The 24,789-nt window shown below is 64.5% G+C and carries 21 protein-coding genes; 18 read left to right on the top strand and 3 right to left on the bottom strand.

Annotated elements, in window-relative coordinates; all coding sequences use genetic code 11:
- Positions 1-123: 123 nt before the first annotated feature.
- From ABI582_RS01150 to ABI582_RS01140, 3 genes are all read left to right on the top strand, one after another.
- Positions 124-1,671, top strand: a complete 1,548-nt coding sequence (locus ABI582_RS01150; RefSeq protein WP_442118132.1) for an AMP-binding protein — start codon at positions 124-126, stop codon at positions 1,669-1,671.
- A gap of 15 nt (positions 1,672-1,686) precedes the next feature.
- Positions 1,687-2,850 carry an acyl-CoA dehydrogenase family protein gene (locus tag ABI582_RS01145; RefSeq protein ID WP_442118131.1) on the top strand — a complete coding sequence of 388 codons (1,164 nt, stop codon included), beginning with the start codon at positions 1,687-1,689 and terminating at the stop codon, positions 2,848-2,850.
- 63 nt (positions 2,851-2,913) lie between these two features.
- Positions 2,914-4,224 (top strand): MFS transporter, encoded by a 1,311-nt coding sequence (locus ABI582_RS01140; RefSeq protein ID WP_442118130.1) that lies wholly within the window; start codon positions 2,914-2,916, stop codon positions 4,222-4,224.
- Here the strand turns inward: ABI582_RS01140 and ABI582_RS01135 are convergent.
- Positions 4,209-5,171, bottom strand: a complete 963-nt coding sequence (locus tag ABI582_RS01135; RefSeq protein WP_338747059.1) for a LysR family transcriptional regulator — start codon at positions 5,169-5,171, stop codon at positions 4,209-4,211. The genes ABI582_RS01140 and ABI582_RS01135 overlap by 16 nt on opposite strands.
- A 150-nt stretch (positions 5,172-5,321) precedes the next feature.
- Here ABI582_RS01135 and ABI582_RS01130 point away from each other — a divergent pair, with 150 nt between their 5' ends.
- Genes ABI582_RS01130 through ABI582_RS01120 form a run of 3 tightly spaced genes read left to right on the top strand, consistent with a single transcriptional unit; the run spans position 5,322 to position 7,351 of the window.
- On the top strand, positions 5,322-6,659 hold the full coding sequence (locus ABI582_RS01130; protein WP_442118129.1) for a DUF1329 domain-containing protein: 1,338 nt from the start codon (positions 5,322-5,324) through the stop codon (positions 6,657-6,659).
- A 13-nt stretch (positions 6,660-6,672) separates the two neighbouring features.
- Positions 6,673-7,059 (top strand): YidH family protein, encoded by a 387-nt coding sequence (locus tag ABI582_RS01125; protein WP_338747061.1) that lies wholly within the window; start codon positions 6,673-6,675, stop codon positions 7,057-7,059.
- Positions 7,052-7,351: a DUF202 domain-containing protein gene (locus ABI582_RS01120; RefSeq protein ID WP_442118128.1), complete on the top strand. Its 300-nt coding sequence runs from the start codon at positions 7,052-7,054 to the stop codon at positions 7,349-7,351. Before ABI582_RS01125 ends, ABI582_RS01120 begins: the two co-directional genes overlap by 8 nt.
- 18 nt (positions 7,352-7,369) lie before the next feature.
- Here the strand turns inward: ABI582_RS01120 and ABI582_RS01115 are convergent, their stop codons facing one another.
- Together ABI582_RS01115 and ABI582_RS01110 are read right to left on the bottom strand one after the other, a co-directional pair.
- A complete protein-coding gene (locus ABI582_RS01115; RefSeq protein ID WP_442118127.1) occupies positions 7,370-9,328 on the bottom strand; it encodes an alkyl/aryl-sulfatase in 1,959 nt (652 codons plus the stop codon).
- A 101-nt stretch (positions 9,329-9,429) separates the two neighbouring features.
- Entirely contained in the window at positions 9,430-10,329 is a 900-nt protein-coding gene (locus ABI582_RS01110) for a LysR family transcriptional regulator (RefSeq protein WP_442118126.1), read from the bottom strand.
- Positions 10,330-10,429: 100 nt separating this feature from the next.
- Here ABI582_RS01110 and ABI582_RS01105 point away from each other — a divergent pair, with 100 nt between their 5' ends.
- From ABI582_RS01105 to ABI582_RS01050, 12 genes are all read left to right on the top strand, one after another.
- The gene (locus ABI582_RS01105) at positions 10,430-11,668 is read left to right on the top strand and encodes a 3-hydroxyacyl-CoA dehydrogenase NAD-binding domain-containing protein (protein ID WP_442118125.1); all 1,239 of its coding nucleotides are present in this window, start codon (positions 10,430-10,432) and stop codon (positions 11,666-11,668) included.
- Positions 11,665-13,452: an acyl-CoA dehydrogenase C-terminal domain-containing protein gene (locus tag ABI582_RS01100; protein WP_442118124.1), complete on the top strand. Its 1,788-nt coding sequence runs from the start codon at positions 11,665-11,667 to the stop codon at positions 13,450-13,452. Before ABI582_RS01105 ends, ABI582_RS01100 begins: the two co-directional genes overlap by 4 nt.
- A gap of 43 nt (positions 13,453-13,495) precedes the next feature.
- Positions 13,496-14,659, top strand: coding sequence for an iron-containing alcohol dehydrogenase (locus ABI582_RS01095; RefSeq protein WP_442118123.1), 1,164 nt, complete (start codon positions 13,496-13,498; stop codon positions 14,657-14,659).
- 2 nt (positions 14,660-14,661) lie between these two features.
- Positions 14,662-15,132 carry an acyl-CoA thioesterase gene (locus ABI582_RS01090; RefSeq protein ID WP_442118122.1) on the top strand — a complete coding sequence of 157 codons (471 nt, stop codon included), beginning with the start codon at positions 14,662-14,664 and terminating at the stop codon, positions 15,130-15,132.
- A gap of 134 nt (positions 15,133-15,266) precedes the next feature.
- On the top strand, positions 15,267-17,120 hold the full coding sequence (locus ABI582_RS01085; protein WP_442118121.1) for a DUF1302 domain-containing protein: 1,854 nt from the start codon (positions 15,267-15,269) through the stop codon (positions 17,118-17,120).
- A 20-nt stretch (positions 17,121-17,140) separates the two neighbouring features.
- Positions 17,141-18,460 carry a serine hydrolase domain-containing protein gene (locus ABI582_RS01080; protein WP_442118120.1) on the top strand — a complete coding sequence of 440 codons (1,320 nt, stop codon included), beginning with the start codon at positions 17,141-17,143 and terminating at the stop codon, positions 18,458-18,460.
- 48 nt (positions 18,461-18,508) lie between these two features.
- Positions 18,509-19,060 (top strand): YdeI/OmpD-associated family protein, encoded by a 552-nt coding sequence (locus ABI582_RS01075; protein ID WP_442118119.1) that lies wholly within the window; start codon positions 18,509-18,511, stop codon positions 19,058-19,060.
- A gap of 83 nt (positions 19,061-19,143) precedes the next feature.
- Complete coding sequence (locus ABI582_RS01070) at positions 19,144-19,968, top strand: AraC family transcriptional regulator (RefSeq protein ID WP_442118118.1); 825 nt, start codon at positions 19,144-19,146, stop codon at positions 19,966-19,968.
- 72 nt (positions 19,969-20,040) lie between these two features.
- Complete coding sequence (locus ABI582_RS01065; RefSeq protein ID WP_442118117.1) at positions 20,041-20,427, top strand: cupin domain-containing protein; 387 nt, start codon at positions 20,041-20,043, stop codon at positions 20,425-20,427.
- 304 nt (positions 20,428-20,731) lie between these two features.
- Positions 20,732-21,256, top strand: coding sequence for a sigma-70 family RNA polymerase sigma factor (locus ABI582_RS01060; protein ID WP_132840024.1), 525 nt, complete (start codon positions 20,732-20,734; stop codon positions 21,254-21,256).
- Positions 21,249-22,208 (top strand): FecR family protein, encoded by a 960-nt coding sequence (locus tag ABI582_RS01055; RefSeq protein WP_442118116.1) that lies wholly within the window; start codon positions 21,249-21,251, stop codon positions 22,206-22,208. The genes ABI582_RS01060 and ABI582_RS01055 overlap by 8 nt, the downstream gene beginning before the upstream one ends.
- A gap of 72 nt (positions 22,209-22,280) precedes the next feature.
- Positions 22,281-24,704 (top strand): TonB-dependent siderophore receptor, encoded by a 2,424-nt coding sequence (locus ABI582_RS01050; protein ID WP_338747073.1) that lies wholly within the window; start codon positions 22,281-22,283, stop codon positions 24,702-24,704.
- Positions 24,705-24,789 lie beyond the last annotated feature (85 nt).

Genomic DNA, 24,789 nt, shown 5'->3' with positions numbered 1-24,789 from the left:
GAGCACGTCTCATGCATTGCGCCAGCTAATAACGTTATGGCCGGCATCTGAATCTTGTATTACATCTGCCCGCGCATGGCTGTTTAGCATCGTCGATGTCTTCCTGTCGACGAGAACAACAACGTGAACCTTGGAAAGATCATTACCCGAAGTGCCCGCTACTGGCCGGACCACATCGCCGTGGCGGACAGCCAGACACGTGTCACCTACGCCCAGCTGGAGCGCCGCAGCAACCGTCTGGCCTCTGGGCTGGGCTCGCTGGGCGTGGCCGTGGGCGAGCATGTGGCGATCCTCGCCGCCAACCGCGTGGAGCTGGTGGAAGCGGAAGTGGCGCTGTACAAGGCGGCGATGGTCAAGGTGCCGATCAATGCGCGGCTGTCACTGGATGAAGTGGTGCGGGTGCTGGAAGACTCCTGCAGCGTTGCACTGATCACCGACGCCAGCTTTGCCCAGGCGCTGGCGACGCGGCGTGCGGAGTTGCCGCTGCTGCGACAGCTCATCGTGCTGGAGGGCGAGGGCGGTGACCTGGGTTATGCCGCGCTGCTTGAGCGCGGCAGCGAAGCAGCGCTGGGCCTGGACCCGGCCGACGATGCGCTGGCCGTGCTGCACTACACCTCCGGCAGCTCGGGCGTGCTCAAGGCCGCCATGCTGTCATTCGGCAACCGCAAGGCGCTGGTGCGCAAGAGCATCGCCAGCCCCACACGGCGCTCCGGGCCCGACGACGTCATGGCTCACGTGGGACCCATCACCCATGCCAGCGGCATGCAGATCATGCCGCTGCTGGCGGTGGGCGCCTGCAACTTGCTGCTTGATCGTTACGATGACCGCCTGTTGCTGGAGACCATCCAGCGTGAACGGGTGACGCGGCTGTTCCTGGTGCCGGCGATGATCAACCGGCTGGTCAATTACCCCGGCGTCGAGCGCTTCGACCTGTCCAGCCTGAAGCTGGTCATGTACGGTGCCGCGCCCATGGCGCCAGCCTTGGTGAAGAAGGCCATCGAACTGTTCGGGCCGATTCTGGTGCAAGGGTACGGCGCCGGTGAAACCTGCTCGCTGGTCACGGTGCTGACCGAGCATGACCACCTGGTGGAAGACGGCGACTATCAACGCCTGGCCTCCTGCGGGCGGTGCTACTTCGAGACCGACCTGCGGGTGGTCAACGACGCGTTCGAAGATGTGGCCCCCGGCGAAGTCGGCGAGATCGTGGTCAAGGGCCCGGACGTGATGCAGGGCTATTGGCGCGCCCCGGCGCTCACCGCCGAAGTCATGCGTGACGGCTACTACCTCACCGGCGACCTGGCAAAGGTGGATGCGCAGGGTTACGTGTTCATCGTCGATCGCAAGAAGGAAATGATCATTTCCGGCGGGTTCAACGTATACCCCAGCGAAGTGGAGCAAGTCATCTACAGCTTCCCCGAAGTGTTCGAAGCAGCAGTGGTCGGCGTGCCCGATGCGCAGTGGGGTGAAGCGGTACGCGCGGTCGTGGTGCTCAAGCCCGGTGCGCAGCTGGAGGCCGCCGAGCTGATCGAGCGTTGCGGGCGTGCGCTGGCCGGGTTCAAGAAGCCGCGCGGCGTGGACTTTGTCAGCGAACTGCCGAAAAACCCCAACGGCAAGGTGGTGCGCCGCCTGGTCCGGGACACCTACTGGCAACACAGCGAACGTCGTATCTGACCAGGGAGCATCACCATGTATCAACCAAGTGCAAAGGCTGCGCAGATCATCGAAGCGATCGAGGGTTTCGTCCGTGACCAGGTTCGCCCGCTGGAGCAGCAGGCGAACCTGGACTGGGCGCGGCCGCACCCGCAGGCGGTGCTGCGGCAGGTATGGAAGCGTTCCAGCGAACAAGGCCTGTACACCATCATGTTGCCTGAAAGCATGGGTGGGGCCGGCCTGAACGTGGCCGACCTGTGCGCGGTAAAGGAAGCGACGGTGCTGACAGGCTCCATGCTGGCCCCGCATGTGCTGGGCGAGCTGTCTGGGCCGCCGCGGGTCGGCCACCTGTTCAAGGTGGCCAGCCCCTATCAGGTCGAGGCCTTCCTGAAGCCCGTGTGCCGCGCTGAAAAAGCCGTGTGCTTTGCGCTGACCGAAGCCGAGGCCGGTTCGGATGCGACCGCCATTCGCACCCAGGCGCGCCGTGACGGTGACCACTATGTGCTCAGCGGCAGCAAGCGCTATATCTCCGGGGCCACCTACGCCGACTTGGCGGTGCTGCTGGCAGTGACCGGGCCAGGGCAGGGCGCCCAGGGTATTTCGGCGTTCTTCGTCGACCTCAAGGCCCCGGGCGTCCGTATCGAGAGCGATTATTCGGTGATGTCCGGCGGGGGTGCCCATGGTGACATCGTGCTCGACAATGTACGCGTGCCAGCGGCCAACCTGATTGGTGACGAAGGGCAGGGGTTCAAGCTGGCCATGGGGCGCATCACCCTCAACCGCCTGCTGCATTGCCCGACCCTGCTGGGGATGGCCGGCCTGGCCCTGAACCTGTCGATCGAGCATGCGCGCAGCCGCAAGCAGTTCGGCCAGCCAATCGCCATGTTCCAGGCGGTCAACCATATGATCGCCGACATGGCCACCGAGCTGCACGCTGCGCGCAGCATGGTCTACGCCACGGCCCAGGTGAGCGACGCCGGGGGCGATATCCGTACCCAGGCGCCGATGTGCAAGCTGTTCGTCTCCGAGGCCGCCTTCCGCATCGCTGACAAGGCGGTGCAGGTGCATGGCGGCGCCGGGCTGATGCAGGGCCACCCGGTGGAGTGGGTTTTCCGCGCCACGCGGATGATGCGTATCCTCACCGGCACCAGCGAGATCCAGCGCAACACCATCGCCAAAGGTGTGCTGATGCCTGCCTGACCATCGGGCCGCCCCTGCGGCGGCCTTTTGGCAACACCTACAACAATAACAAGAGTACTCGCCATGACTGCGGATTCTTCCCTGCCCAACCCCCGTACTGCCTGGCTGGTGGCAGCGCTGCTGGCCCTGCTGATGCTGGTCAACTTTCTCGACAAGGTGGTGATCGGCCTGGTGGCGGTGCCGATGAGCGCCGAGTTGGGCCTGACGGCCACCCAGTTCGGCCTGATCGGCGGTGCCTTGCACTGGTTTTTCGCGATCTCCGCCGTGGTCGGTGGCTTCATGGCCAACCGGCGCCCCACCCGCACCTTGCTGTTGGGCATGGGCCTGTTCTGGGCGCTGATCCAGCTGCCGATGCTGTTTGCCACCTCACTGTGGGCCATCGTGGCGTGCCGGGTGTTGTTGGGCATCGGCGAGGGGCCGGCATCGCCTGTGGCCACCCATGCGCTGTACAAGTGGTTCCCTAACGATCGGCGCAACCTGCCGGTGGCCCTGCTGCATGCTGGCAGTGCCATGGGGCTGCTGGTGGCCGGGGCGATGATCCCCTGGGTCAGCCTGCATTACGGCTGGCGCAGCAATTTCATCATCCTTGCGCTGATCGGCCTGGTCTGGTGCCTGCTGTGGTGGCGGCTGGGCCAGGAGGGCACCCTGGAGCGCCTGCGCAGCAGCCAGCTCAAGGCCGATGAGCCGGCAATCCCTTATCGCCGGCTGCTGGGCGACGCCAGTGTGCTGGGCAACTACCTGTGCCACTTCGCTGCCAATTGGTCGTTGGCGTTGACCCTGACCTGGGTGCCCAGTTACCTGCAAGTGGGCCTGGGTATCGACCCGCTGCAGACCGGGCGCATCTTCGTCATGTTCGTGGTCGTGACCACACCGCTGAGCTTGCTGCTGGCCTGGTTCTCCCAGCGCCTGATGCGTCGCGGCGTGAAGTCACGGGTGGCACGCGGCGTGTTCGTTTCGGTGTGCCTGATACTGGGCGGGTTGTTGTCGGCGTCGCTGATGCTGCCTGGCTTGGGCACGGCCGCAAGGGTCGCCGCGCTGACTTTGAGTGGTGGCCTGGCGTTGGTGATGTATTCCGTGGGCCCGGCGATGCTCGCCGAGTTCACCCCAGCGGCCCAGCGCGGCGGCATCCTCGCCATGGGCAACGGCATCGCCTCGCTGGCCGGGCTGGCAGCGCCGGTGGTGACCGGCTTGCTGGTGCAGGGCGCGGGTGCCCAACACCCGGCGGGCTATGCCCAGGGGTTCCTGGTATGCGGCGCGGTGCTGGTGGTGGCCGGGCTGGTCGGCCTGGCCACCTTGAACCCACAGCGCACCCGACAACGCCTGCGCGAGTCGGCTGCAAGGGACGGGCAGGCGCGCGCTCAAACTGCCAGCTGAACGCCCAGGACGGCCTCCAGCGGTTCGGGCTCTTTGCCGATGAGTTCGCCGCGCCAGCGGCCGCTGTTGACCAGGTCGATCAGCACGCCGCGCACCAGGTCGCGCAGGCAACCGGCGGCGAACGACAGGGGTTTGTGCTGGGAGTGCGCCAAGGCGATGGTGCGGTTGATGCGCGGTTCGACGATGCGCCGCGCCGCCGTGGGTTCGAGTAGTTCGCTCAACGGCGGCCAGTTGCTGATGGTCGCCGCCAGGCCGGCACGCACCAGGCTGGCGATGCCGGGCGCCGATTGTTGTTCGTAAGCTGCGGTCAATGGCACCCCGGCCTCCATGGCGGCTTGCTCGATGCGCCGGCGCAGGTGCAGCGCCCGGGGCGGCAGCACCAGCCGGGTGGCGGCGGCTTCGGCCAGGGTGATGGTGTCGGGTGTGCCCGGTGCTGATGCGCCGACCCAGTACAGCGCCTCAGTGAAAATCGGCTCGGCCTCGACATGGTCGAGTTCCTCGGCATTGGGCACCACGCCAAAGTCCACCTTGCCCAGTTCGATGGCCTGGCCGCCCTCGCGGCTGAGGCCGTCCCACACCGTCAGGGTCACGCCCGGGAAGCGCTGTTCGGCGCGCCTGAGGATTTCCGGCAGCAGCAGGTCGGCCGCGGTGGCCGGAATGGAAATGGCCACGTGGCCCTTGGGGTCGCCGCGGCTGGATTTCAGCTCGTCCTTCACCGAGTCCAGTTTCTGCACCACCTGGCGGGCCACCTCGTAAAGCTGGCGCCCGGCATCGGTCAGGGCGATGCCGTCGTGCTGGCGGTCAAGCAGCTGCATCTCCAGCTCACTTTCCAGCAGGCTGATCTGCCGGCTCAACGCCGGCTGGGCAATGTAGGCGCGACGTGAAGCCGAAGAGAAGCTGCCGGCTTCGACGATGGCGATCAGGTAGCGGAGCTGTTTCAGGGTCATCGGAGCGGTTCCAAGGGTATGCCGAACTGATATGGCACGTATCCGAACACGTTATTTGTTGGGTTCGAAGCGCGGCTCCTAGTATCACCCCGAAAGGGCGGGCCAAGGCAAGCCCGGCCAGGACAACACAACAACAAGAGGCCAAGCCCGATGAAACCTGTCGCCCTGCTACGCAGTATTCTGCTTATCAACGCCAGTCTGCTGGCCCTGCATGTCGCGGCCACGCCGCTGCTTCCAGACCTGACGCCGGTGGGGGCTGAACGCGGGCCCAGCAGCGACGGCCGCATTCCGGCCTGGCGCGGGGGCCTGCAAGCGGGGCAGGTGTCGCTGGCGGTCAACGGCACGCCGCTGGACCCATACGCCGATGAGCAGCCGCTGTACGTGATCACGGCGCAGAACTACGGGCAGTACCGTGAGCAACTGACGGCGGGGCAGGTGGCCTTGATCCAGCGCTACCCCAAGACGTTTCGCCTGCCGGTGTACCCGTCGCACCGCAGCGTCGCGGTACCGCCTCAGGTAGGCGAATGGGCCCGGCACAATGCTGCCAGCGCTCGCCTGGTCAATCACGGCAACGGCGTGGAAGGCTTTAACGGCGTGCTGGCATTCCCCAGGCCCGACAACGGTCTGCAGGTGCTGTGGAACCACCTCACCCGGCCACGCAACGGCAGTTTCAGCCTGGCTTCGGACAGCATCACACCGCGTGGCGATGGGCGCTTTGCCACGATGAGCCTGCAACAGACGTTTGCCCGTCCCGACGTGCTTGACGATGGCCAGACGGGTAACGTGCTGTACTACCTGAGCTACCGCATGACCGCGCCGTCGCGCCTGGCGGGCGATGCCGTGGTGCTGCACGAAACCCTCGATCAGGTCGCGCAGCCACGCCTTTCGTGGCTGTACAGCAGCAGCCAGCGGCGGGTGCGGCGCGCCCCGGCGCTGGCCTATGACAGCATCACCCCGGGCACGGCCGGCCTGCGCACCGCCGACAGCCGCGACATGTTCAATGGTGCACCAGACCTCTACCAGTGGACCCTGGTGGGCAAGAAGGCCCTGCACGTGCCCTACAACAGCTATCGCCTGGCATCGCCACTGCTCGGTTATGCCGCGCTGATCGGGCCGGGCCACGTCAACCCGCAGCCCACCCGCTACGAGCTGCACCGGGTGTGGGAAGTGGTGGGCACCCTCAAGCCTGGGGCGAAGCATATCTATGCCAGCCGCCGCTACTACCTGGACGAGGACAGCTGGGCCATCGTCGAGGCGGACTTCTTCGATCACCAGGGGCAGTTATGGCGCACTGCCCAGGCGCACAGCTATTACCACGTCACCGGGCAGGCGCTGGTCAATGCCATGGAGGCGATCTATGACCTGCGCAGTGGCCGCTATCAGCTGTCGGGCCTGACCAACGAGCAGCCAAGGCCGTACGCTTTCGATGTGCGCACCAGTGCTTCGTACTTCTCACCCGGCGCATTGCGCAGCCAAGGGCTGCGCTGACACAGGACCCCCGATGAATTCCGATCACCGTCACAGCCCTTGGGAGCGCTGGTTGCTGGGGCAAGGCAAGGCGCCCGACCCGCGTTTCACCCTGGCCAATGAACGCACCTTTCTTGCCTGGATCCGCACCGCCCTGGCGTTGCTCGGCGGCGCCATCGCCATCGAAACCTTCGCCGCCCATACCTGGCCCACGTCGGGGCGGGTGGCGATGGAGCTGGCGTTGCTGGCCACCAGCTTGCTGGTGAGCCTGGGCGCAGGCTGGCGCTGGCTGGCGGTGGAACGCGCACTGCGCCGCGAGGCGCCATTGCCGCTGCCGCGCCTGGTGCCGCTGCTGAGCGTGGCGTGCGGGCTTGCCTGTGTGGCGCTGGTGGGCCTGCTATGGGCGCGTTGGCATGGCTGAACCCACGGGCGGCACCGGGCTGCAGGCCGAACGTACGGTGCTGGCCTGGCGGCGCACGCAGGTGGCATTGTTGCTGGTCGCCTGCCTGGCGTGGCGTGGCGAAATGCCGGTGGTTGCTGGCATGGCGGTGCTGCTGGCACTGCTTGGCCGGGCGCGTGAACGCGGCGTCTACCGCCGTGGTTTGGGCATGCTGCGCCGCGAGCAGGGCCACGCCGCCGCCTGGAGCGTGCCGCTGTGTACGTTGGGGGTGGCGGGCCTGGTGCTGGGCGTGTGGTTGCGCCGCTCGTTCTAGAGCGGCGCTGCGGGTGCTTCAGGGGGTGACGATATTGAAGCGCCCATCCGGCTCGTCCAGCCCGGCCATGAAGCGCATGAACTTCATGCGCTCGCCGCTGATGTTGATGTCCCCAAGGGTCGCTTCCTTGAGAAAGCCGGTCTGCTTCAGGGCGATGCGGTCGAGGGTGGCCTTGCTCATGTTCACCTCGACATCCGCCTGCCCGTGGCGAGTGAGGTCGCGGTGGGTGAGCACACCGTTGCGCAGGGTCAGGGCGTAGTCTTCGTTCAGGTCGGTGAAGTGCCAGTTGATGGTCAGGTCCTGCTCGGCGGCCTTGGCGGCATCCACGCGTACCCCCAGGTAGTCGAAGAACAGCGTCGGGGTCAGGGCGCGCACAAGGTCGTCGGCGCTGCCGCCCTTGCTTGCGGCCGGGGCCACGCCGTTGCGCAGCTCGTGCGCACCGGTCAGGTAGGCGTTGCGCCAGGTGGCGTTCTCGCTCTGGTAGCCCAGTTGCTCCAGGGCGTCGGCCTGCAGCTCGCGCGCTGCGCTGTTGTCGGGCTGGGCGAACACCAGGTGCCGGGTGAGCTCGGCAACCCAGCGGTAGTCGCCATTGCCGTAAGCCTCACGGGCCAGTGTCAGCACCCGTTCGGCACCGCCCAGGGCCTTGACGTAATGGGCCCCGGCGTCGGCAGGCGGCAATGGGTTGAGGGTTGCCGGGTTGCCGTCGTAAAAGCCCATATAGCGTTGATACACCGCCCGCACGTTGTGGCTGAGCGAGCCATAGTAGTCGCGGCTGTACCATTTGCTGGCCAGCCGTGGCGGCAAGGTGGTCAGTTCGGCGGCGATTTCGGTGGGGCCAAGGCCGCGATTGATCAGGCGCAGCGTCTGGCTGTCGATGAAGGCATACATGTCGCGCTGATCGGCCAGGTAATCGCGGATCGCCGCGCCGCCCCAGGTGGGCCAGTGGTGCTGGGCAAACACCACTTCGGCTTGCTGGCCATAGCGCAACAGCGACTGGTCCAGGTAGTGCGCCCACACCTTGGCATCGCGCACCTGGGCGCCGCGCAGGGTCAGCACGTTGTGCTGCACGTGGGAGGCGTTTTCGGCCATGCACAAGGCTTTGAAGCGGGGGAACCACAGGTTCATTTCAGCAGGTGCTTCGGTGCCAGGGGTGAGCTGGAACTCGATATCGACACCATCGATGCGCAGGGTCTCGAAGGGTTTTTCGATCAGCCGGGTGGGGGCGATCAGGCTGACCGTGGCATTGGCCGGCACTCCCTTGCCCAGGCCGGCATCCACCTGGCCGCGTGGCCCGCGTGGCAACGGCGCGCCGTACATGTACTGCGCACGGCGCTTCATCGCCGGCCCGGCCAGCACGTTTTCGCTGATGGCATGCTCGAAGAACCCCTGCGGGGCGATGACCTGCACCTTGCCGGCCTTGACCTCGGCCTCGTCGATCACCCCACGCACACCACCGAAGTGATCGACGTGCGGGTGGGTATAGATCACCGCCACCACCGGCCGCTGCGGGCGATGGCGGAAGTACATCGCCAACCCGGCCCGGGCGGTTTCCACCGACAGCAGCGGGTCCATCACGATCAGGCCGTGCTCGCCTTCGATGAGGGTCATGTTGGCCAGGTCCAGGCCGCGCACCTGGTAGATGCCGTCGGTGACCTTGAACAACCCGGCAATGGTATTGAGCTGCGCGATGCGCCACAGGCTCGGGTTGACCGTGGCCGGTGCCTCGCCAGCGAGGAAGGCGTAGCGCTGCAGGTCCCAGACGGTTTTGCCGTCGGCATTGACCACGGCCTGGTCGGCGGCTTGGAGCAGGCCGCGGCGGGCATTGTCGAAATCGCTGCGGTCGGCGAAGGGCAGGCGCTGCAACCATTGCTGATTGCTCTGGCGGGTGAGGTCGGTGGCGTCTTTGGCTGGGCCGTCGGCCTGTGCCGCGAAGGGCAGGGCCAGGGCCAGCAGGCAGGGCAATGTGCGTAGGCGCATGGGGTGGTCCTTGTTGTTCTGAGGGCGAACACTCTAAGGACAGAGCTCATTGGCGAACCAATACCACTCTTGCATGGCCACCCATGCCCAAATGCGATGGCTCAGCTGGCACCAATCTCCATGATGCGCGCCACCAGCCAGGCCAGTGCCGGGTCGTGCTGGCGATGAGCAAGGTACACCAGCTCTAGCTGGAACGGCTGCAGGGCGAACGGCAGGTCCAATACCTGCAGCGGCAGCAGCCGGGCGAAATGGCGCGCCAGTGCGGTGGGCAGCACCACGCACAGGTCGGAGCTTGCGGCCAGGTGTGCGGCCTGCAGGTAATTGGGCGTGGTGTAGACGATGCGACGAGCCAGGCCCTGTTCACCCAGCCACTGGTCAACCATGCCGCGGGTCTGACCGCCGTGCACCCACAGGTGGCGCAGGCCCAGGAAGGCTTGCAGGTCGAGCGCGCCATCCACTTCGGGGTGGCCCTGGCGCACCGCCACGTGCAGGGTTTCGCTGCGCCAGTGGCGCCGCTCGTAGCGCGCGGGCACATCATCGAAGCGCCCCAGCACCAGGTCGAGTTCGCCTCGGTCCAGGGCTTCGGCCGGCAGGTTGGGCGTCAGGTGCAGCACGTCCACGCGCAAATGCGGCGCCTGGGTCTGCAAGGTGGCCAGCAACCCGGGCATGCACAGTTGTTCGGCGAAGTCGGTGAGGGCGATACGCAACTGGCGGTGGCTGCGCTGCGGGTCGAAGCTGTCGCCGGCGCCGAGGGTCTGCTCGATCTGTTGCAGCGCCGCGCGGATCGGGCCTTCCAGGGCCAGGGCGCGCGGGGTGGGGCGCATGCGCCGGCCCACGCGCACCAGCAGCGGGTCGCCGAGCAGGTCGCGCAGGCGGGCCAAGGCATTGCTCACCGTCGGCTGGGTCAGGGCCAGGCGCTCGGCGGCGCGGGAAACGTTCTGTTCACGCAGCAGCATGTCCAGTACGCGCAGCAGGTTGAGGTCGAAGTTGGCTATATTCATGCAAAAAATACATGGGATGGAAAATGAGAATTTCAAAAATAGTAGGCGCCTGACTAGGGTGAGGGCAATGCCTTCATAACAGTCATCAGGAGCGTCACCCGTGAGTACTCCCTATAACATTCAGCTGGCGGCGGTGATCGGTGCCGGCACCATGGGCCGCGGCATAGTCATCAGCCTGGCCCGTGCAGGCCTACCGGTGCTATGGCTGGATAACGACCCGCGGGCTACCGAAGCCGGCCTGGCGATGCTTGCGCAGACCTGGGCACAGCAGGTGGCCAAGGGGCGTATTGACCAGGCCGGGGCCGACGCCTGCCTGGCGCGGGTGCGCCAGGTTACGGCCTATGCCGACCTCGCCGAAGCCGACCTGGTGATCGAAGCGGTGTACGAGAACCTTGCGCTCAAGCAGGAGATTTTCCGCACCCTGGACAGCACGCTCAAAGCCGAAGCCATCCTGGCCAGCAACACTTCGGCACTGGACATCGATGCCATCGCTGCCGTGACCCGTCGGCCCGAACAGGTACTGGGGCTGCATTTTTTCAGCCCGGCCCATGTGATGAAGTTGTTGGAAGTGGTGCGCGGGGAGCGCACCTCGCCCGCAGTGCTCGATGCGGCCCAAGCCCTGGGGCAGCGCATGGGCAAGGAAGTGGTGGTGGCCGGCAACTGCCCGGGCTTCATCGGCAACCGCATGCTCGCCACCTACGCGGCCGAGGCGCGCAAGCTGCTGCTCGAAGGCGCCACGCCGCGGCAGGTGGATGAGGCGCTGCAAGCGTTCGGCATGGCCATGGGCCCGTTCCGCATGTATGACGTGGTCGGTATCGACCTGGAGTGGCGGGCACGCCAGCTGGCCGGCAAAGCCATGGATGCGCCTTTGCTGCAGGTCGACAATGCCCTGTGCGCGCTGGGGCGTTTCGGGCAAAAAGCCGGCCACGGCTACTACCGTTACGCCCCCGGCAGCCGCGAGGCTATGCACGACCCCGAGGTCGATGCACTGGTGCTCAAGGTCGCCCAGGACCTGGGCGTGCACCGGCGGGTGATCGACGACCAGGAAATCCGTGAGCGCTGCCTGCTGGCGCTGGTCAACGAAGGGGCGAAGATTCTCGAGGCGTCGGTGGCCAGCTGCAGCGCCGACATCGACCGGGTGTACCTGCATGGCTATGGCTTCCCGATAGAGGTCGGTGGGCCGATGCGCTGGGCCGACCAGCAGGGGTTGAGCCTGCTGCTGGCGCGGCTGGAACGCCTGCAAGGCCTGTTCGGTGAACATTGGCGCCCGGCCGGGCTGCTGATGCGCCTGGTGGCTGGGGGCAAGCAGCTGGCCGATGTGCGCGAGGGCCGCGCATGAGCTACCGAGCCCCCCTGCGTGACATGCATTTCGTCCTGCACGAACTGTTCGATGTGACGGCGCACTGTGCCCGCCTGGGCAACGAGCTGGACCGCGAAACCATTGATGGCATTCTCGAACAAGGCGCACGGTTTGCCGGCGAGGTGGTTGCGCCGCTTAACCGCCAGGGCGATGAGCAGGGCTGCCGCCTGGAGCAAGGCACTGTGCGCACCCCCGATGGCTTTCGCCGGGCCTACCGGCAATATGTGGAGCAGGGCTGGGGTGGCATGACCGGCCCCGTGGAGCACGATGGCCAGGGGCTGCCGCAAATGGTCGCGGCGTGCTTTCACGAAATGCTGATGGGCGCGTCCCTATCGTTTCGGATCTATTCCGGCCTGACCGAGGGCGCCGTGCTGGCCTTGCATCGGCATGGCAGCGCAGCGCTCAAGCGCGATTACCTCGGCAAGCTGGTCAGCGGCGAATGGGCCGGCACCATGTGCCTGACCGAGCCACAGGCCGGCACTGACCTCGCGCTGCTGCGCACCCGCGCCGAGCCGCAAGGCGATGGCAGCTACCGCATCAGCGGCAGCAAGATCTTCATCAGCGGCGGCGACCAGGACCTGACCGACAACATCGTCCACCTGGTGCTGGCGCGCCTGCCGGATGCGCCGGCCGGTGTGCGTGGCATCAGCCTGTTCCTGGTGCCCAAGTTCGAATGCACCGGTAGCGGTGGGCTAGGCGCGCGCAACGCCGTCGAATGCGGTGCGCTCGAGCACAAGATGGGCATCAAGGGTGCAGCGACCTGCGTGATTAACTTCGAGGGCGCCCGCGGCTGGCTGGTGGGTGAGGCCAACCAGGGCCTAGCCTGCATGTTCACCATGATGAACGATGCGCGGTTTCAGGTTGGCCTGCAGGGGCTGGGCATCGCCGAGGCAGCCTTTCAGGGTGGCTTGGCCTATGCCCGCGAGCGCCTGCAGTCGCGCAGCCTGGCTGGGCCCGTGGCACCCGAGCGCAATGCCGACCCGATCATCTGCCACCCGGACGTGCGGCGCATGCTGCTGACCCAGAAAACCCTCAGCGAGGGCTGCCGCATGCTGGCGGCCTTTGCAGCGCAAGCGCTGGATCAGGAGCACGGTGCCCCGCAGTCAGACGTGCAAGCGGCCGCCGGGCGGCGGGCGGCGTTGCTGATCCCCATCGTCAAAGCCTTTCTCACCGATGTCGGCCAGGAGGTCGCCAGCCTGGGGGTGCAGCTGTACGGGGGGCATGGCTATATCCGCGAATGGGGCATGGAGCAACTGATGCGCGACAGCCGTATCACCCAGTTGTACGAAGGCACCAACGGCATCCAGGCGTTGGACCTGGTCCGCCGCAAGGTGCTTGGCGATGGTGGCGAGCAGTTGCGCCTGCTCATCGATGAGTTGCTCGAAGCGGCTCATGGCTGCGCTGCCGACGAGCTGGCCGGGATGGCCCAGGCGGTCGTCCAGCGCCTGCAGGAATGGCGCAACCTGAGCGCCGAGGTGGTCGATGCCTGCCGCTGTGACCCGCAGGAAATCGGCGCAGTGTCGGTGGACTTCCTTGCCTACTCGGGCTATGTGCTGCTGGCCGCGCTGTGGCTGCGCGCTGGCGTAACGGCCAGCGCGGCACTGGCCGCAGGCAGCGCAGACAGTGCCTTCTACCAAGCCAAGCTGCACGCCGCAGGCTTCTACTGGCGGCGGGTATTGCCGCGCGCAAATGCCCACTGCGAGGCGTTGCGCGGCGGCGCACAGTGCCTGATGAGCCTGGATGAAGCGCACTTCGCCTTCTGACCCTGCCCAGCTGTTCACCCACAACAACAAGAGGAACATGAGCATGCAGCCTTTCAGTTTTGCCACCACCCCTCAGCTGCTGTGCGAAGCCGGTGCCGCCGGGCGCCTGGCGCAGCTGTGCCAGCAACGCGGCGTGCGCCGTGTGCTGATCGTGACCGACCCGGGCATTGTCAACCTGGGCATGCTCGATGACTTACTGCCAGGGTTCACCCAGGCTCACCTGAGCGTGGCGATCTTCGGTGAGGTAAGCGCCGACCCCAGCCATGCCTGCGTGCTGGCGGCGGTGGGCCGGGCGCGGCATATCGGCGCCGAGCTGATCGTCGGTTTCGGTGGCGGCAGCTCCATGGATGTCGCCAAGTTGGTGGCGCTGCTGGCACACCCCGCCTGTGACCAGACCCTGGAGGCGGTCTATGGCATCGACCAGGCCAAGGGCCAGCGCCTGCCACTGATCCAGGTGCCGACCACCGCCGGGACCGGCTCCGAGGTCACCCCGGTCGCTGTGATCACCACCGGCGAGGCGGCCAAGATGGCGGTCATTTCGCCGCTGTTGCTGCCCGACCTGGCGCTGCTCGACGCCGAGCGCACCCTGGGCCTGCCACCGGCGATCACTGCGGCCACCGGTATCGATGCCATGGTCCATGCCATTGAGGCCACCACCAGCCGGTTCAAGCGCAACCCGATGTCGAGCCTGTTGGCCCGCGAAGCGTTGAGGCTGCTGGCCGGCAACCTCGACCAGGCGGTACACAACGGTGGCAACCTGGCGGCGCGCCAGGCCATGCTGCTGGGCGCCTGCCTGGCCGGGCAGGCGTTTGCCAACGCGCCGGTGGCGGCGGTGCATGCGCTGGCCTACCCGTTGGGGGCGCGTTACCACGTGCCGCATGGGCTGGCCAATGCGCTGGTGCTGCCCCACGTGATGCGCTTCAACCGTCGCGAAGCGTTCGCCGACTATGCCGCGCTGGCCCCGGCACTGCTGGGCGACCGGCTGGTGCCTGGTGACCCCCATGACCTGTGCAGCCAGTTCATCGATGAGCTTGCGCAGCTGGCGCCACGCTGCGGCCTGCCCAGCCGGCTGCGTGATGTCGGTGTACCGCGGCACAGCCTGCCGCTGCTGGCCGAGGATGCCCTGCAACAGCAACGGCTGCTGGTCAACAACCCGCGCAAGGTCACCCTTGCCGATGCCCTGGCCCTCTACCAGGCGGCGTTCTGACCATGGCCAGGGAGCGCCCGCTGCGCGGCGCCTACCGCCACTTCCAGCCGATCACCACGCGCTGGCATGACAACGACGTGTATGGGCATGTGAACAACGTCGTCTATTACGGGTTTTTCGACAGTGCCGTGAATACCTGGCTGATCGAACATGCCGGCCTGGATATTCACCACGACCCGGTGGTGGCCTACGTGGCCGGGTCCGCCTGCGACTATTTTGCCGCCGTTGCCTTCCCGCAACGCATCGAAGTGGGCATCGCCGTCGAGCGTCTGGGCAACAGTTCGGTGCACTACGCGCTGGCCGTGTTCGTCGAGGGCGAACCTGAAGCCTGCGCGGCCGGCCGTTTTACCCACGTTTTCGTCGACCGCCGCGACAACCGCCCGGTCGCCATCCCCACCAGGCTGCGCAGCGCTCTCGGCAGCCTGCTCGCGTCGCCCGACCCATCCAGCCATAACGAACCGGCATGGCATTGATCCGAAGACGCTATTTGTGAGGGGCGTTCAACCTATCTGATACTTCTGGTCACCGACACCGCCGGCCTGGGCGGCCGGCGCGTCCGCGCTGAACCCATCATTTCCCTCTCTAATAAAACAACAAGAGGTTAAGAGTGAGCGCAACCCTACTTTTCTGCCGGCGCCGCGCGCCGCTGGCGGCACTGTGCTGCCTGCTCGCCACCCCGGTGGCGGGCGTGCAATTCGACGTTGGCCCGTTACAGGGGCGTTTCGACTCGGCCCTGTCGTTCGGCAGCGCAGTCAGCACCGCCAACCCCGACAAACAGCAGTTGCAGGCGGCCAATGGCAACGACGGGCGACGCAACTACCGGGCGGGCGATGTGTTCTCGGCGATCTTCAAAGGCACCCACGACCTGGAGCTGCGGCGCGACAACCTCGGTGTGTTCCTGCGCGGCAGCTACTGGTACGACACCGCGCAGCGTGACCACAGCCAGCGCGCAGTCGATATCGACGACCACGATCGCCAGGTATCGGCGAAAACCGCAGGCGCGGAGCTGCTAGATGCCTTCGCCTATGCCCTCTACGACATCGACGGCGAGCCCGGTTCGCTGCGCCTGGGCAAACAGGTGGTCAATTGGGGGGAAAGCCTGTTCATCCAAGGCGGGCTGAACGTGATCAACCCCTTCAACCAGGCGGCGCTGCGTCGGCCAGGCTCCGAGGTGAAAGACGCCCTGGCGCCGGTCAACCTGGTGTATGTCACGCAAAACCTCAATCAGGCGCTGTCTTTCGACGCTTTTTACCAGCTGGACTGGGAACAGGTCCGGCTGGACAACTGCGCAACGTTCTTTTCCGGCAACGACTTCATGCCCGAGGGCTGCCGAGGCCTGGATGTCGGCGGGCAGATGGTCACCAACCCGGCCGTTTCGCAGGCCCTGGCCCCGTTCGGTGTGACGCTGACGGAGGAGGGCGTGCGTGTGCCCCGGGGCGCCGACCAGGATCCGCGCAATGGCGGCCAATGGGGTTTTTCGCTGCACTGGTACGTTGAAAGGCTGGATACCGAGTTCGGCCTGTTCGCCGCCAACTACCACAGCCGCTCCCCCTACCTGGGCACGGTCAGCAGCCGCTACTACGCCAATACGGGTTTTGCCAGGGAGCTGTGCGGCAATGTCGGTGTGGCGCTGGCCAACTGCGGCGCCTTCCTGGCTTCCAGCAATGGGCAGACCCTGGCGGGTGCATTGCGCATGGGCACTTCCCGGTACCAGGCGCAATACCCGGAGGACATCCGCCTGTACGGCCTCACCTTCGCCACCACCCTGCGCAACGGTACCGCCGTGCAAGGGGAGGTGAGCTACCGGCCGAACATGCCGGTACAACTCAACGGCAACGATGTGCTGCAGTCGTTGCTCAATGCCCCTGGCCGCAGCCCGCTGAACGCCGATGGCCTGCGCCCGGCAACCGACGACACGCCGTTCGATGGTTATCGGCGCAAGCCGGTAACCCAGGCCCAGGTGTCGGCCGTGCAAGCGTTCAGCCAGGTCATGGGCGCCAACCAGTTGCTGCTGATGGGTGAGGTGGGTGCCACCTACGTCGGTGGGCTGGAGGGGCGTTTCGGGGCGCGTTATGGGCGCTCCGGTGCCTATGGCAACGGCGAACTGGCTGACAACAGCCTGTGCCTGTCGATTTCGAAAAGCCCGGGCGACTGCAACGGCGAGGGTTTTGTCACGCCTTTTTCCTGGGGGTACCGGCTGCGCGCGACCTGGAGCTACCCGAACCTTGTCCAGGGCCTGGACATTCGCCCCAGCCTGGCCTGGGCCCATGACGTGAAAGGTTACTCACCCGCTGACGGCTCGGCCTTCAACGAAGGCTCGCGCTCGATCAGCCTGGGCGTGGACGTCAGCCTGGCCACTCAGTACTGGGCAAGCCTGGCCTACACCGATTACCTCGACGGCGATTACGGCACCCGCGGCGACCGCGATTATGTCGCGTTCAGTGTGGGTGCCAATTTCTAGTACAACCAAGGAGCAAGACAATGTCCAAGCGCAGCATGCAGCCTTCATCCGCCAACCTGCCCGGCATCGCCCTGATACTGGCCGGTGCGCTGGCACCAGGGCTGGCGGTCGGGGCACCGACCGGGCAGGGCGTGATGCAGGGGTTCCCACCAGCACCGGAATTTCGCGTCAACCAGGCCAACGCCTTTCAGCCACCGTACTTGCGCTGGTCCATGCGCCACGCCCGCGAGGTGTCGCCCACCCGTGGCATCGGCCGCGCGGCCACACCGCTGGTTTTGGCCGAAGGCAGCGCGGCGGCGCTCGACCAACTGGCCTTCAGTGCTGGCGGCCAGCCGTTGACCCTGGCCGGTTACCTGCAGCAAACCAGCACGGACGGCCTGATCGTGCTGCACAAGGGCAAGGTGGTGTATGAGCATTATCTGGAAGGGTTCCAACCCGGCCAGGCGCATATCTGGGCGTCAATGACCAAGTCGGTCACCGGCCTGATCGCCGCCCAGTTGATCGCCGAAGGTGCGCTGGACCCGCAGCGCACACTGGCGCATTACGTGCCGGAACTGCGCGGCACGCCATTCGGCGAGGCGACGGTGCAGGCCAACCTGGACATGCAGGTGGCGGTTGAGTACCCACCACAGATGCCGCCGGACCTCGGCCTGTTTGCCGCCACCGGCCTGATACCGCGGCGCGAGGGCATGCCAGGGGATATCTATAGCTTCCTCCAGCAGGTGCAGCAGGCGCCGCACGCGGGTAACCAGGCGCCGTTCTTCTACCAGAACGGCTCACCGGAAGCGCTGGCATGGGCGTTGCGGCGCATCACCGGGCTCAACTGGGCGCAACTGGTCGAGCAGCGTTTGTGGTCACGCTTCGCCGAGGACGATGCCTACGTGCAGGTCGACCCGCTAGGCACCGAAATGGCCAGTGGCGGCATCAGCTGTAACCTGCGTGACACCGCCCGCTTCGCCGAGCTGGTGCGCCGCGAACTGGCCCGCGATGCCGAAGGCGACAGCTTCAACCAGGCGGTGCACAGCACATTCCAGCCTGCGGACCCGGCGGTGTTCGCCAACGGCAACCTCGGCCCCGGTCGCCCTGGTTACGGCTACCGCAATTACTGGTACCAGAAGAACGACGGTGACGGTTCGGTCGAGGCCAGTGGGCGCTTCGGTCAGAAAATCTATATCAACCCCCGCCGCGAAGTGGTGATCGTGAAGCTGTCAGCAACGGCCGATCAGGCCCGGCGCGCCACCCGTGCCGACGGCGAGGTAAAAGCCAATGCGCGCGTCGTGGACTCGCCCGCTGCGTTCAACAGCATGGTGGGTGCGGTGCTGGCGGCCCTGCCGGGTTAAAGTGTCTTTACTGCGATTGAACCTGGCATCGTGACTGGAGGCGTTGCAATGACAAAGGCCGTTGTGAAATTCCGCTTCGAAGCAACGCTTCTTCGTCCGGCAAACACTGGGAATGATCCGTCATGGGTATTCGTGGTACTGCCAAAAGAGGCGAGTGCACAGCTTCCCAGGCGAGGAAGGACGACAGTTGAAGGCACATTGAATGGATACCCTTTCCAGGTAACCCTTGAACCGGATGGTCAACTGAGCCATTGGCTGCAGATCAGCTCTACGTTACTCGAAGCTGCAAATGCTGCAATTGGCGACATCGTTACACTGGAGTTGAGCCCTGTGCTGAAGGAGCCCGAACCTGACATCCCTCCCGATTTCCAGCAGGCACTAGCAGCCACGCCTGAGGCTCGTCTGGTCTGGACCAATACGACGACCCTCGCACGAGTAGACTGGGTACACTGGATCACGTCAGCCAAGCAGGCCCAGACGCGCGCAAAACGAATAGCCAATGCATGCGATATGCTTGCCTCCGGCAAGAAGCACGTTTGCTGTTTCGACCCGTCTGGTTACTACAGCAAGGCCTTCCGTGCGCCTGAGGCGCAAGATTGATCAACGCCGCCGCGGGTGGGAATCCTGAAGCACGAGGCGGTCAAACACCCCATCCGAGATGGCTCAATAGCGGCAGTATACTCATGGTTCGAAAAGCAAACCCGTCATCCACTTCTGACTGGGTCATACGCAGCACCACGCCTGGCAGCGTGGAGCGCATCGAAGCCTGGTTTGGTGGCCATGGCTACGACCCGCATCGCCATGACACATACTGGATAGGCCGTACCCTTGCCGGAGTTCAGAGCTTTCACTACAAGGGGGCGCTGTGCCACGGCGTGCCAGGCAACACACTGGTGCTGCACCCGGATGAAGTACATGACGGCATGGCCGGCACGGAGGTGGGCTTTCGCTACCGGATGGCCTACATCGCCCCGTCGTTGATCCAGAACGTGCTCGGGGGTGAACCGTTGCCTTTCATTGCCGGCGGGCTCTCCTGCGACCCGCGTTTGTACCGCGCCAGCGAGGCGTTCGTACAAGCCTTGGACCATCCTCTGGAAACACTGGAGGAGCAGGACGCCGTGTATGACCTGGCAATGGCGCTGCGTGCCGTCGGCGGTAAGCCACGTGGCCGCAAACGCCTGGACTACCGCAGCGCCGAGCGGGCCAGAGCGTTCATCATGGAGCATCTGCACGTAGGCATCACGCTGGAGATGCTCGAACAGGCCAGCGGGCGTGAGCAATGGAGCTTGTCGCGGGACTTTCGCGCCCTCTACGGCACCAGCCCTTACCGGTTTGTCACGCTACGGCGCCTGGATAGTTTTCGCAGGCTGATCCTGGATGGCTTCACCCTGGTCGATGCCGCCCTCGCCGCAGGCTTTCACGATCAAAGCCACATGACCCGGCACTTCACTCGCAGCTACGGCGTGCCGCCTCTGCGTTGGCTGGAACGCTTGCGTGCCTCTCGCTGAGTTGCAGGATCGTACAAGAAAGGCGTGTTTCCCATTCGATAGGCTGGTCGCTCCAACTAGAGAGGGTCTGCCATGTCCGGCTTACATCAGCAATGCGTACCGCAACCTGTGAACCTGACTCAAAAAGCTTCGCTTATCGAGCAACAGTGGAGTCCACGGGTGGTCGCGGAAATGAACGACTATCAATTCAAGGTGGTTCGCATCGAAGGTGAATTCATTTGGCACTCGCACCCCGAGACCGATGAAGCGTTTCTGGTACTCGAAGGCCTCTTGCGCATCGATCTCCCAGAGGGCTGCGTGCATGTGAAACCGGGCGAACTGTATGTGGTGCCGCGTGGTGTAGAGCACAGAACAGCAGCAGAGACGGAGACGAAACTCATGATGATCGAGCCGCGAGGCGTGTTGAATACCGGTCATGAAGGGGGGGAGCGAACGGCTGTGAATGACGTCTGGATCTGAGTTGACGTCTGTAATATTGGCTAGCTGCCTTCAGGTCTGAAGCGGACACCTACCCGGCATGGAGGGGCCGCTTCGCGATCGACCGCTTTCGACCCATTGCGAACGTTCACCGTGACATCATCTGCGCTCGATCTGACAGGCGCTGTAAATTTCCCGGCGAACACGTCCGAACACCGCACTATCGCCAAGGCATGTACCGTCCGCAATGGGTCGACGGTGGTCATCCGCCAGCGGTTGACAAGGATATGGCGAGGCTCCTGCATAAGTGATAACTTAGATTAATTCTCATTTGCAGCCATTTGTCATGGACCGACCTCGATCACCTTCTTCCGATCCCATTGGCGAGCTGTATGCGGGGCACCACCCCTGGTTGGTGGCGTGGCTGCGGCGGCGCCTGCAATGTCCGCATCAGGCTTCGGACTTCGCCCAGGACACGTTCTACCGTGTACTCACCGCCGGGCAGTATGCTTCCCCTCGTGAGCCTCGTGCATTTCTTGCGACCATTGCGCGCCGTATCCTGATCGACAACGGCCGCCGCTTGCGTCTGGAGCAGGCATACAGGGAGGCGCTTGAGGCCAGTGTCGAGCATATGGAGCAGGCGTTCTCGCCCGAGCAAATCCTGCAGGCCATAGAGCTGCTGGAATGTATCGACCGAGCGCTGTCACGCATGAAGCACAGAGTTCGCGAAACCTTTATCCTCCGTCACCTTGAAGGCTTGTCCCAGGATGACATAGCACGTCATCACGGCATTTCGGTGAGGACTGTACAGGCCGATTTAGTCGAGGCCATGCTGGCTTGCGACGCTGCCATGGAGGTAAGCGATGCCTGACCAGACTGCCGATTCGGTCCTGCGCGAGGCTGCGCGCTGGCTGGTGTTACTCGACGACCAGGCCGACGTGCAGTTACAGGCGCAATTCCAGGCATGGATCAGCGCGGCCCCTGAACATGCGGCAGCGGTCGCGCGCTTGCAAGGGCGTCTGAGTTCGTTGCAGCAACTACCCCGCCAGGCTGCCGGAAAAGCCCTCCGCCACGCACCACGCGCGCCCCAGGCCAGCAAGATGCAAGCCCTGGCCTTGGCGCTGGCCCTGCTTCCCATGGCCTGGATCACCACGACTTGCTGGCAACAGGGATATCTGCTGGCAGACCTGAGCACCTCAGGGGGCGCTTGGCTTGATCGCCGACTAGACGATGACAGTGAAATCCATCTGGACGGGGACTCGGCCGTGAACGTGCATTTTGATGCAGGTGAACGCCGGGTCGAGCTGCTGCGTGGCGAAGTGCTGGTCAATGTGGCCAAGGACCCTCGCCCATTCCTGGTAGTGACTGCACATGGCAGTGTGCGGGCGCTTGGCACGCGCTTCACGGTGGAGCGGCAGGGCGACTCGACGCAAGTGACCATGATCGAGTCGACCACCGCCATCAGCAGTGCCGGCCACTCGCTGAAGCTGACGGCCAACCAGCGCGTACGTCTTGGCGCACAAGGCCCAGGCAACGTCGAACAGGTACGGGCAGATGCCCTTGAACAGGCTTGGCACAAGCACCAGCTGCTAGCCGAAGATGAGCCACTGAGCGATGTGCTGACGCGCTTGTCGCGCCACTACCCAGGCCTGCTGTGGGCCGATCATGCTGCCCTCGCAGGGCTACAGGTGACGGTGATGCTGCCGCTGGATGATCCGCGCCAGGCATTGCGGCTGCTGCAACGCACCTTGCCGATCCAGGTCAGCCAGTACACCCCTTGGATAACCCGGGTAACCCTGAAGCCCGATGCGGAGCGGAAATAGTTTCAATAAACATTTCGTGTTTTCGAATTTCCTCCGTCCTCCCATGGCCAACACCATAGGAGTATCGAAAACATGAAGTCGCCGATTCGAGCGCTGACCCCTTCTACCGCGCACGGCCTTTACCTGGCCGTGCGCCTGGCCCTTTGTACGGCACCACTGGCAGTGCCTGCCAGTGCCTTGGCCGAGCAATCCCTGCAGCGCTATGACATCGCTGCCGGGCCGTTGGGCGAAGCCCTGGGTCGGTTCGCCCAGGCCAGCGCAACGCCTATCTCTTTTGAGTCCCGCCAGGTGCAAGGATTGACCAGCCCCGGTGTGCACGGCAGCTTCACCATCGATGACGGTTTTGCACAGGTACTGTCGGGCTCTGGACTGGTAGCGAGCCCAACCGAAGATGGCTATCAACTCCAGCAGGCCGCACCGGTCACAGGCGCAGTCAACCTTGCAGCGACCACCATTGCCGGCAATACACCCGGTTCGATTACCGAGGATAGCGGCTCCTACACCACAGGATCGACCAATACGGCGACCAAGATGGCCCTGAGCCTGCGGGAAACCCCGCAATCGGTGACGGTGATCACCCGCAAGAAGATGGACGACCAGAACATCCAGAACCTGGACGATATCGCGCGCACGGCAACCGGTATCACCCTGACCAAGATCGGCACTGACCGCTCCACCTATTACGCGCGTGGCTTCGAGATCAGCGATCTGCAATACGACGGGATTCCGACCAACATCTCGGAAAACTACTCGATGGACGTCATGTCCACGTCGAACATGGCCCTCTACGACCGTGTCGAAGTTGTACGCGGGGCCAACGGCCTGATGCAGGGCACGGGCAACCCGTCGGCGGCGATCAACCTCGTGCGCAAGCGGCCGACCCAGGACTTTCGCCTGGGCGCGGAATTGGGTGCAGGCTCCTGGGACAACTACCGGAGTCAGGTGGATGTTTCCGGACCATTGACCGCCACGGGTAATATTCGCGGCCGCGCAGTAGCCTACTACAACAACGCCAACAGCTACCGGGACGGCGCCGAGCGGGACAACCAGTTGCTGTATCTGGTCGGCGAGGCGGATCTGAACGACTCCACCGTGCTGACGCTAGGCGCCACCCTTCAGAAGGACAACCAGAACGGCTATGACTGGGGCGGCCTGAATACCCGCAGTGACGGCTCCTTCTACCCGCTCTCGCGCTCCACCAACCTCAACGGCAAGTGGGCTCACCTGGATCGCAACAACTACACACTGTTCGGCGATGTCACGCACAAGTTTGACAACGAATGGACGTTGACCTTGGCCATGAACGCGATCTGGTCGAACGCCGATTTCCTTTCGGCCTATCCGAGCCGGGTATCGGGCGACAACTATCGCATGACCGTCTCCCAGGCTGACTACGAAGACACCCAGTTCGCGCTGGACCTCTATGCAACCGGGCCCTTTGAGCTGTTCGGGCGCAGGCACCAATTGATGTTGGGGGCCAACAGTCGCCAGGACGAGTTCACTGCCGTCATCAAGAGCGCGGTCAACAACCCCACGATCACCATCACCGACTTCGACTACAGCGCTCTGCCCAGCCCCATCCTCAATGCGATCGGCTCGGACTACAACTACAAGCGCAAGGAGCGAGGCCTGTACGGTGCCTCGCGCTTCAGCCTCACGGATGACCTGAGCCTGATCCTCGGCACGCGGGTGAGTTGGTCGGACTACGAGGTGGCCAGCCCGTACACCAATGATCGATACCGGGAGAATGGCCGGTTGGTGCCGTATGCCGGGCTGGTACTCGACCTGGACAAGCATCACAGCTGGTATGCCAGCTACACCGAGATCTACAAGACTCAGAGTTACTACGGTGTCGGTAACACCTTGCTTGACCCTATCGAGGGCGACAACTACGAAACCGGCATCAAGGGTGAGTATTTCGATGGCCGCCTGAACACCACGCTGGCCATTTTCCAGACCAACCTGGAGAACATGCCCGAAGCCCTGTCGGTGTCGCCAACCTGTGGCGTGACGGGTACCAGCAAATGTTATGAAGCCGGCGCGAAAGTGCGTAACCGCGGCTTTGAACTAGAGATTTCAGGCGAACCACTGGAGAACTGGAACCTTAGCGCTGGATACACCTACAGCGATCCAGAATATGTGGCTGGCAGTAGCAAGGGCTCGGACTACTATCGCAAGATCCCGCGCCGCCTGCTAAAGGTGTCGACGGACTACCGCTTGCCCGGTGCCCTCGACCAGTGGCGCGTGGGTGGCGACGTGTATGCCCAGAGCCGCACCGCCGCCGATGTCAGCGGGTATGCCATCAAACAAGGTGGCTACGCCTTGCTCAACTTGCACGCCCATTATCAAATCAATCAACAGTTCAGCGTGCAGTACAACCTCAACAACGCCTTGGACAAGGTCTATTACCAGTCCTTGCCAACTTCAAACAACTTTGGTGGCCTGTACTATGGTGATCCGCGCAATGTCGCAGTCACCCTACGCTACCAATATTGATGCCGTGGGTATTGGATGATCCGCATGCGCTACATGCGTGAAGCCTGTCGGATCATCATGCGGGTTCCCAAAGCAGTTGCCAACC

Origin of the sequence: Pseudomonas sp. SAS7 (genome assembly GCF_052112345.1) — a bacterium.
GTDB classification, from domain to species: domain Bacteria; phylum Pseudomonadota; class Gammaproteobacteria; order Pseudomonadales; family Pseudomonadaceae; genus Aquipseudomonas; species Aquipseudomonas putida_Q.
This window is presented reverse-complemented; position numbering and strand designations above follow the sequence as displayed.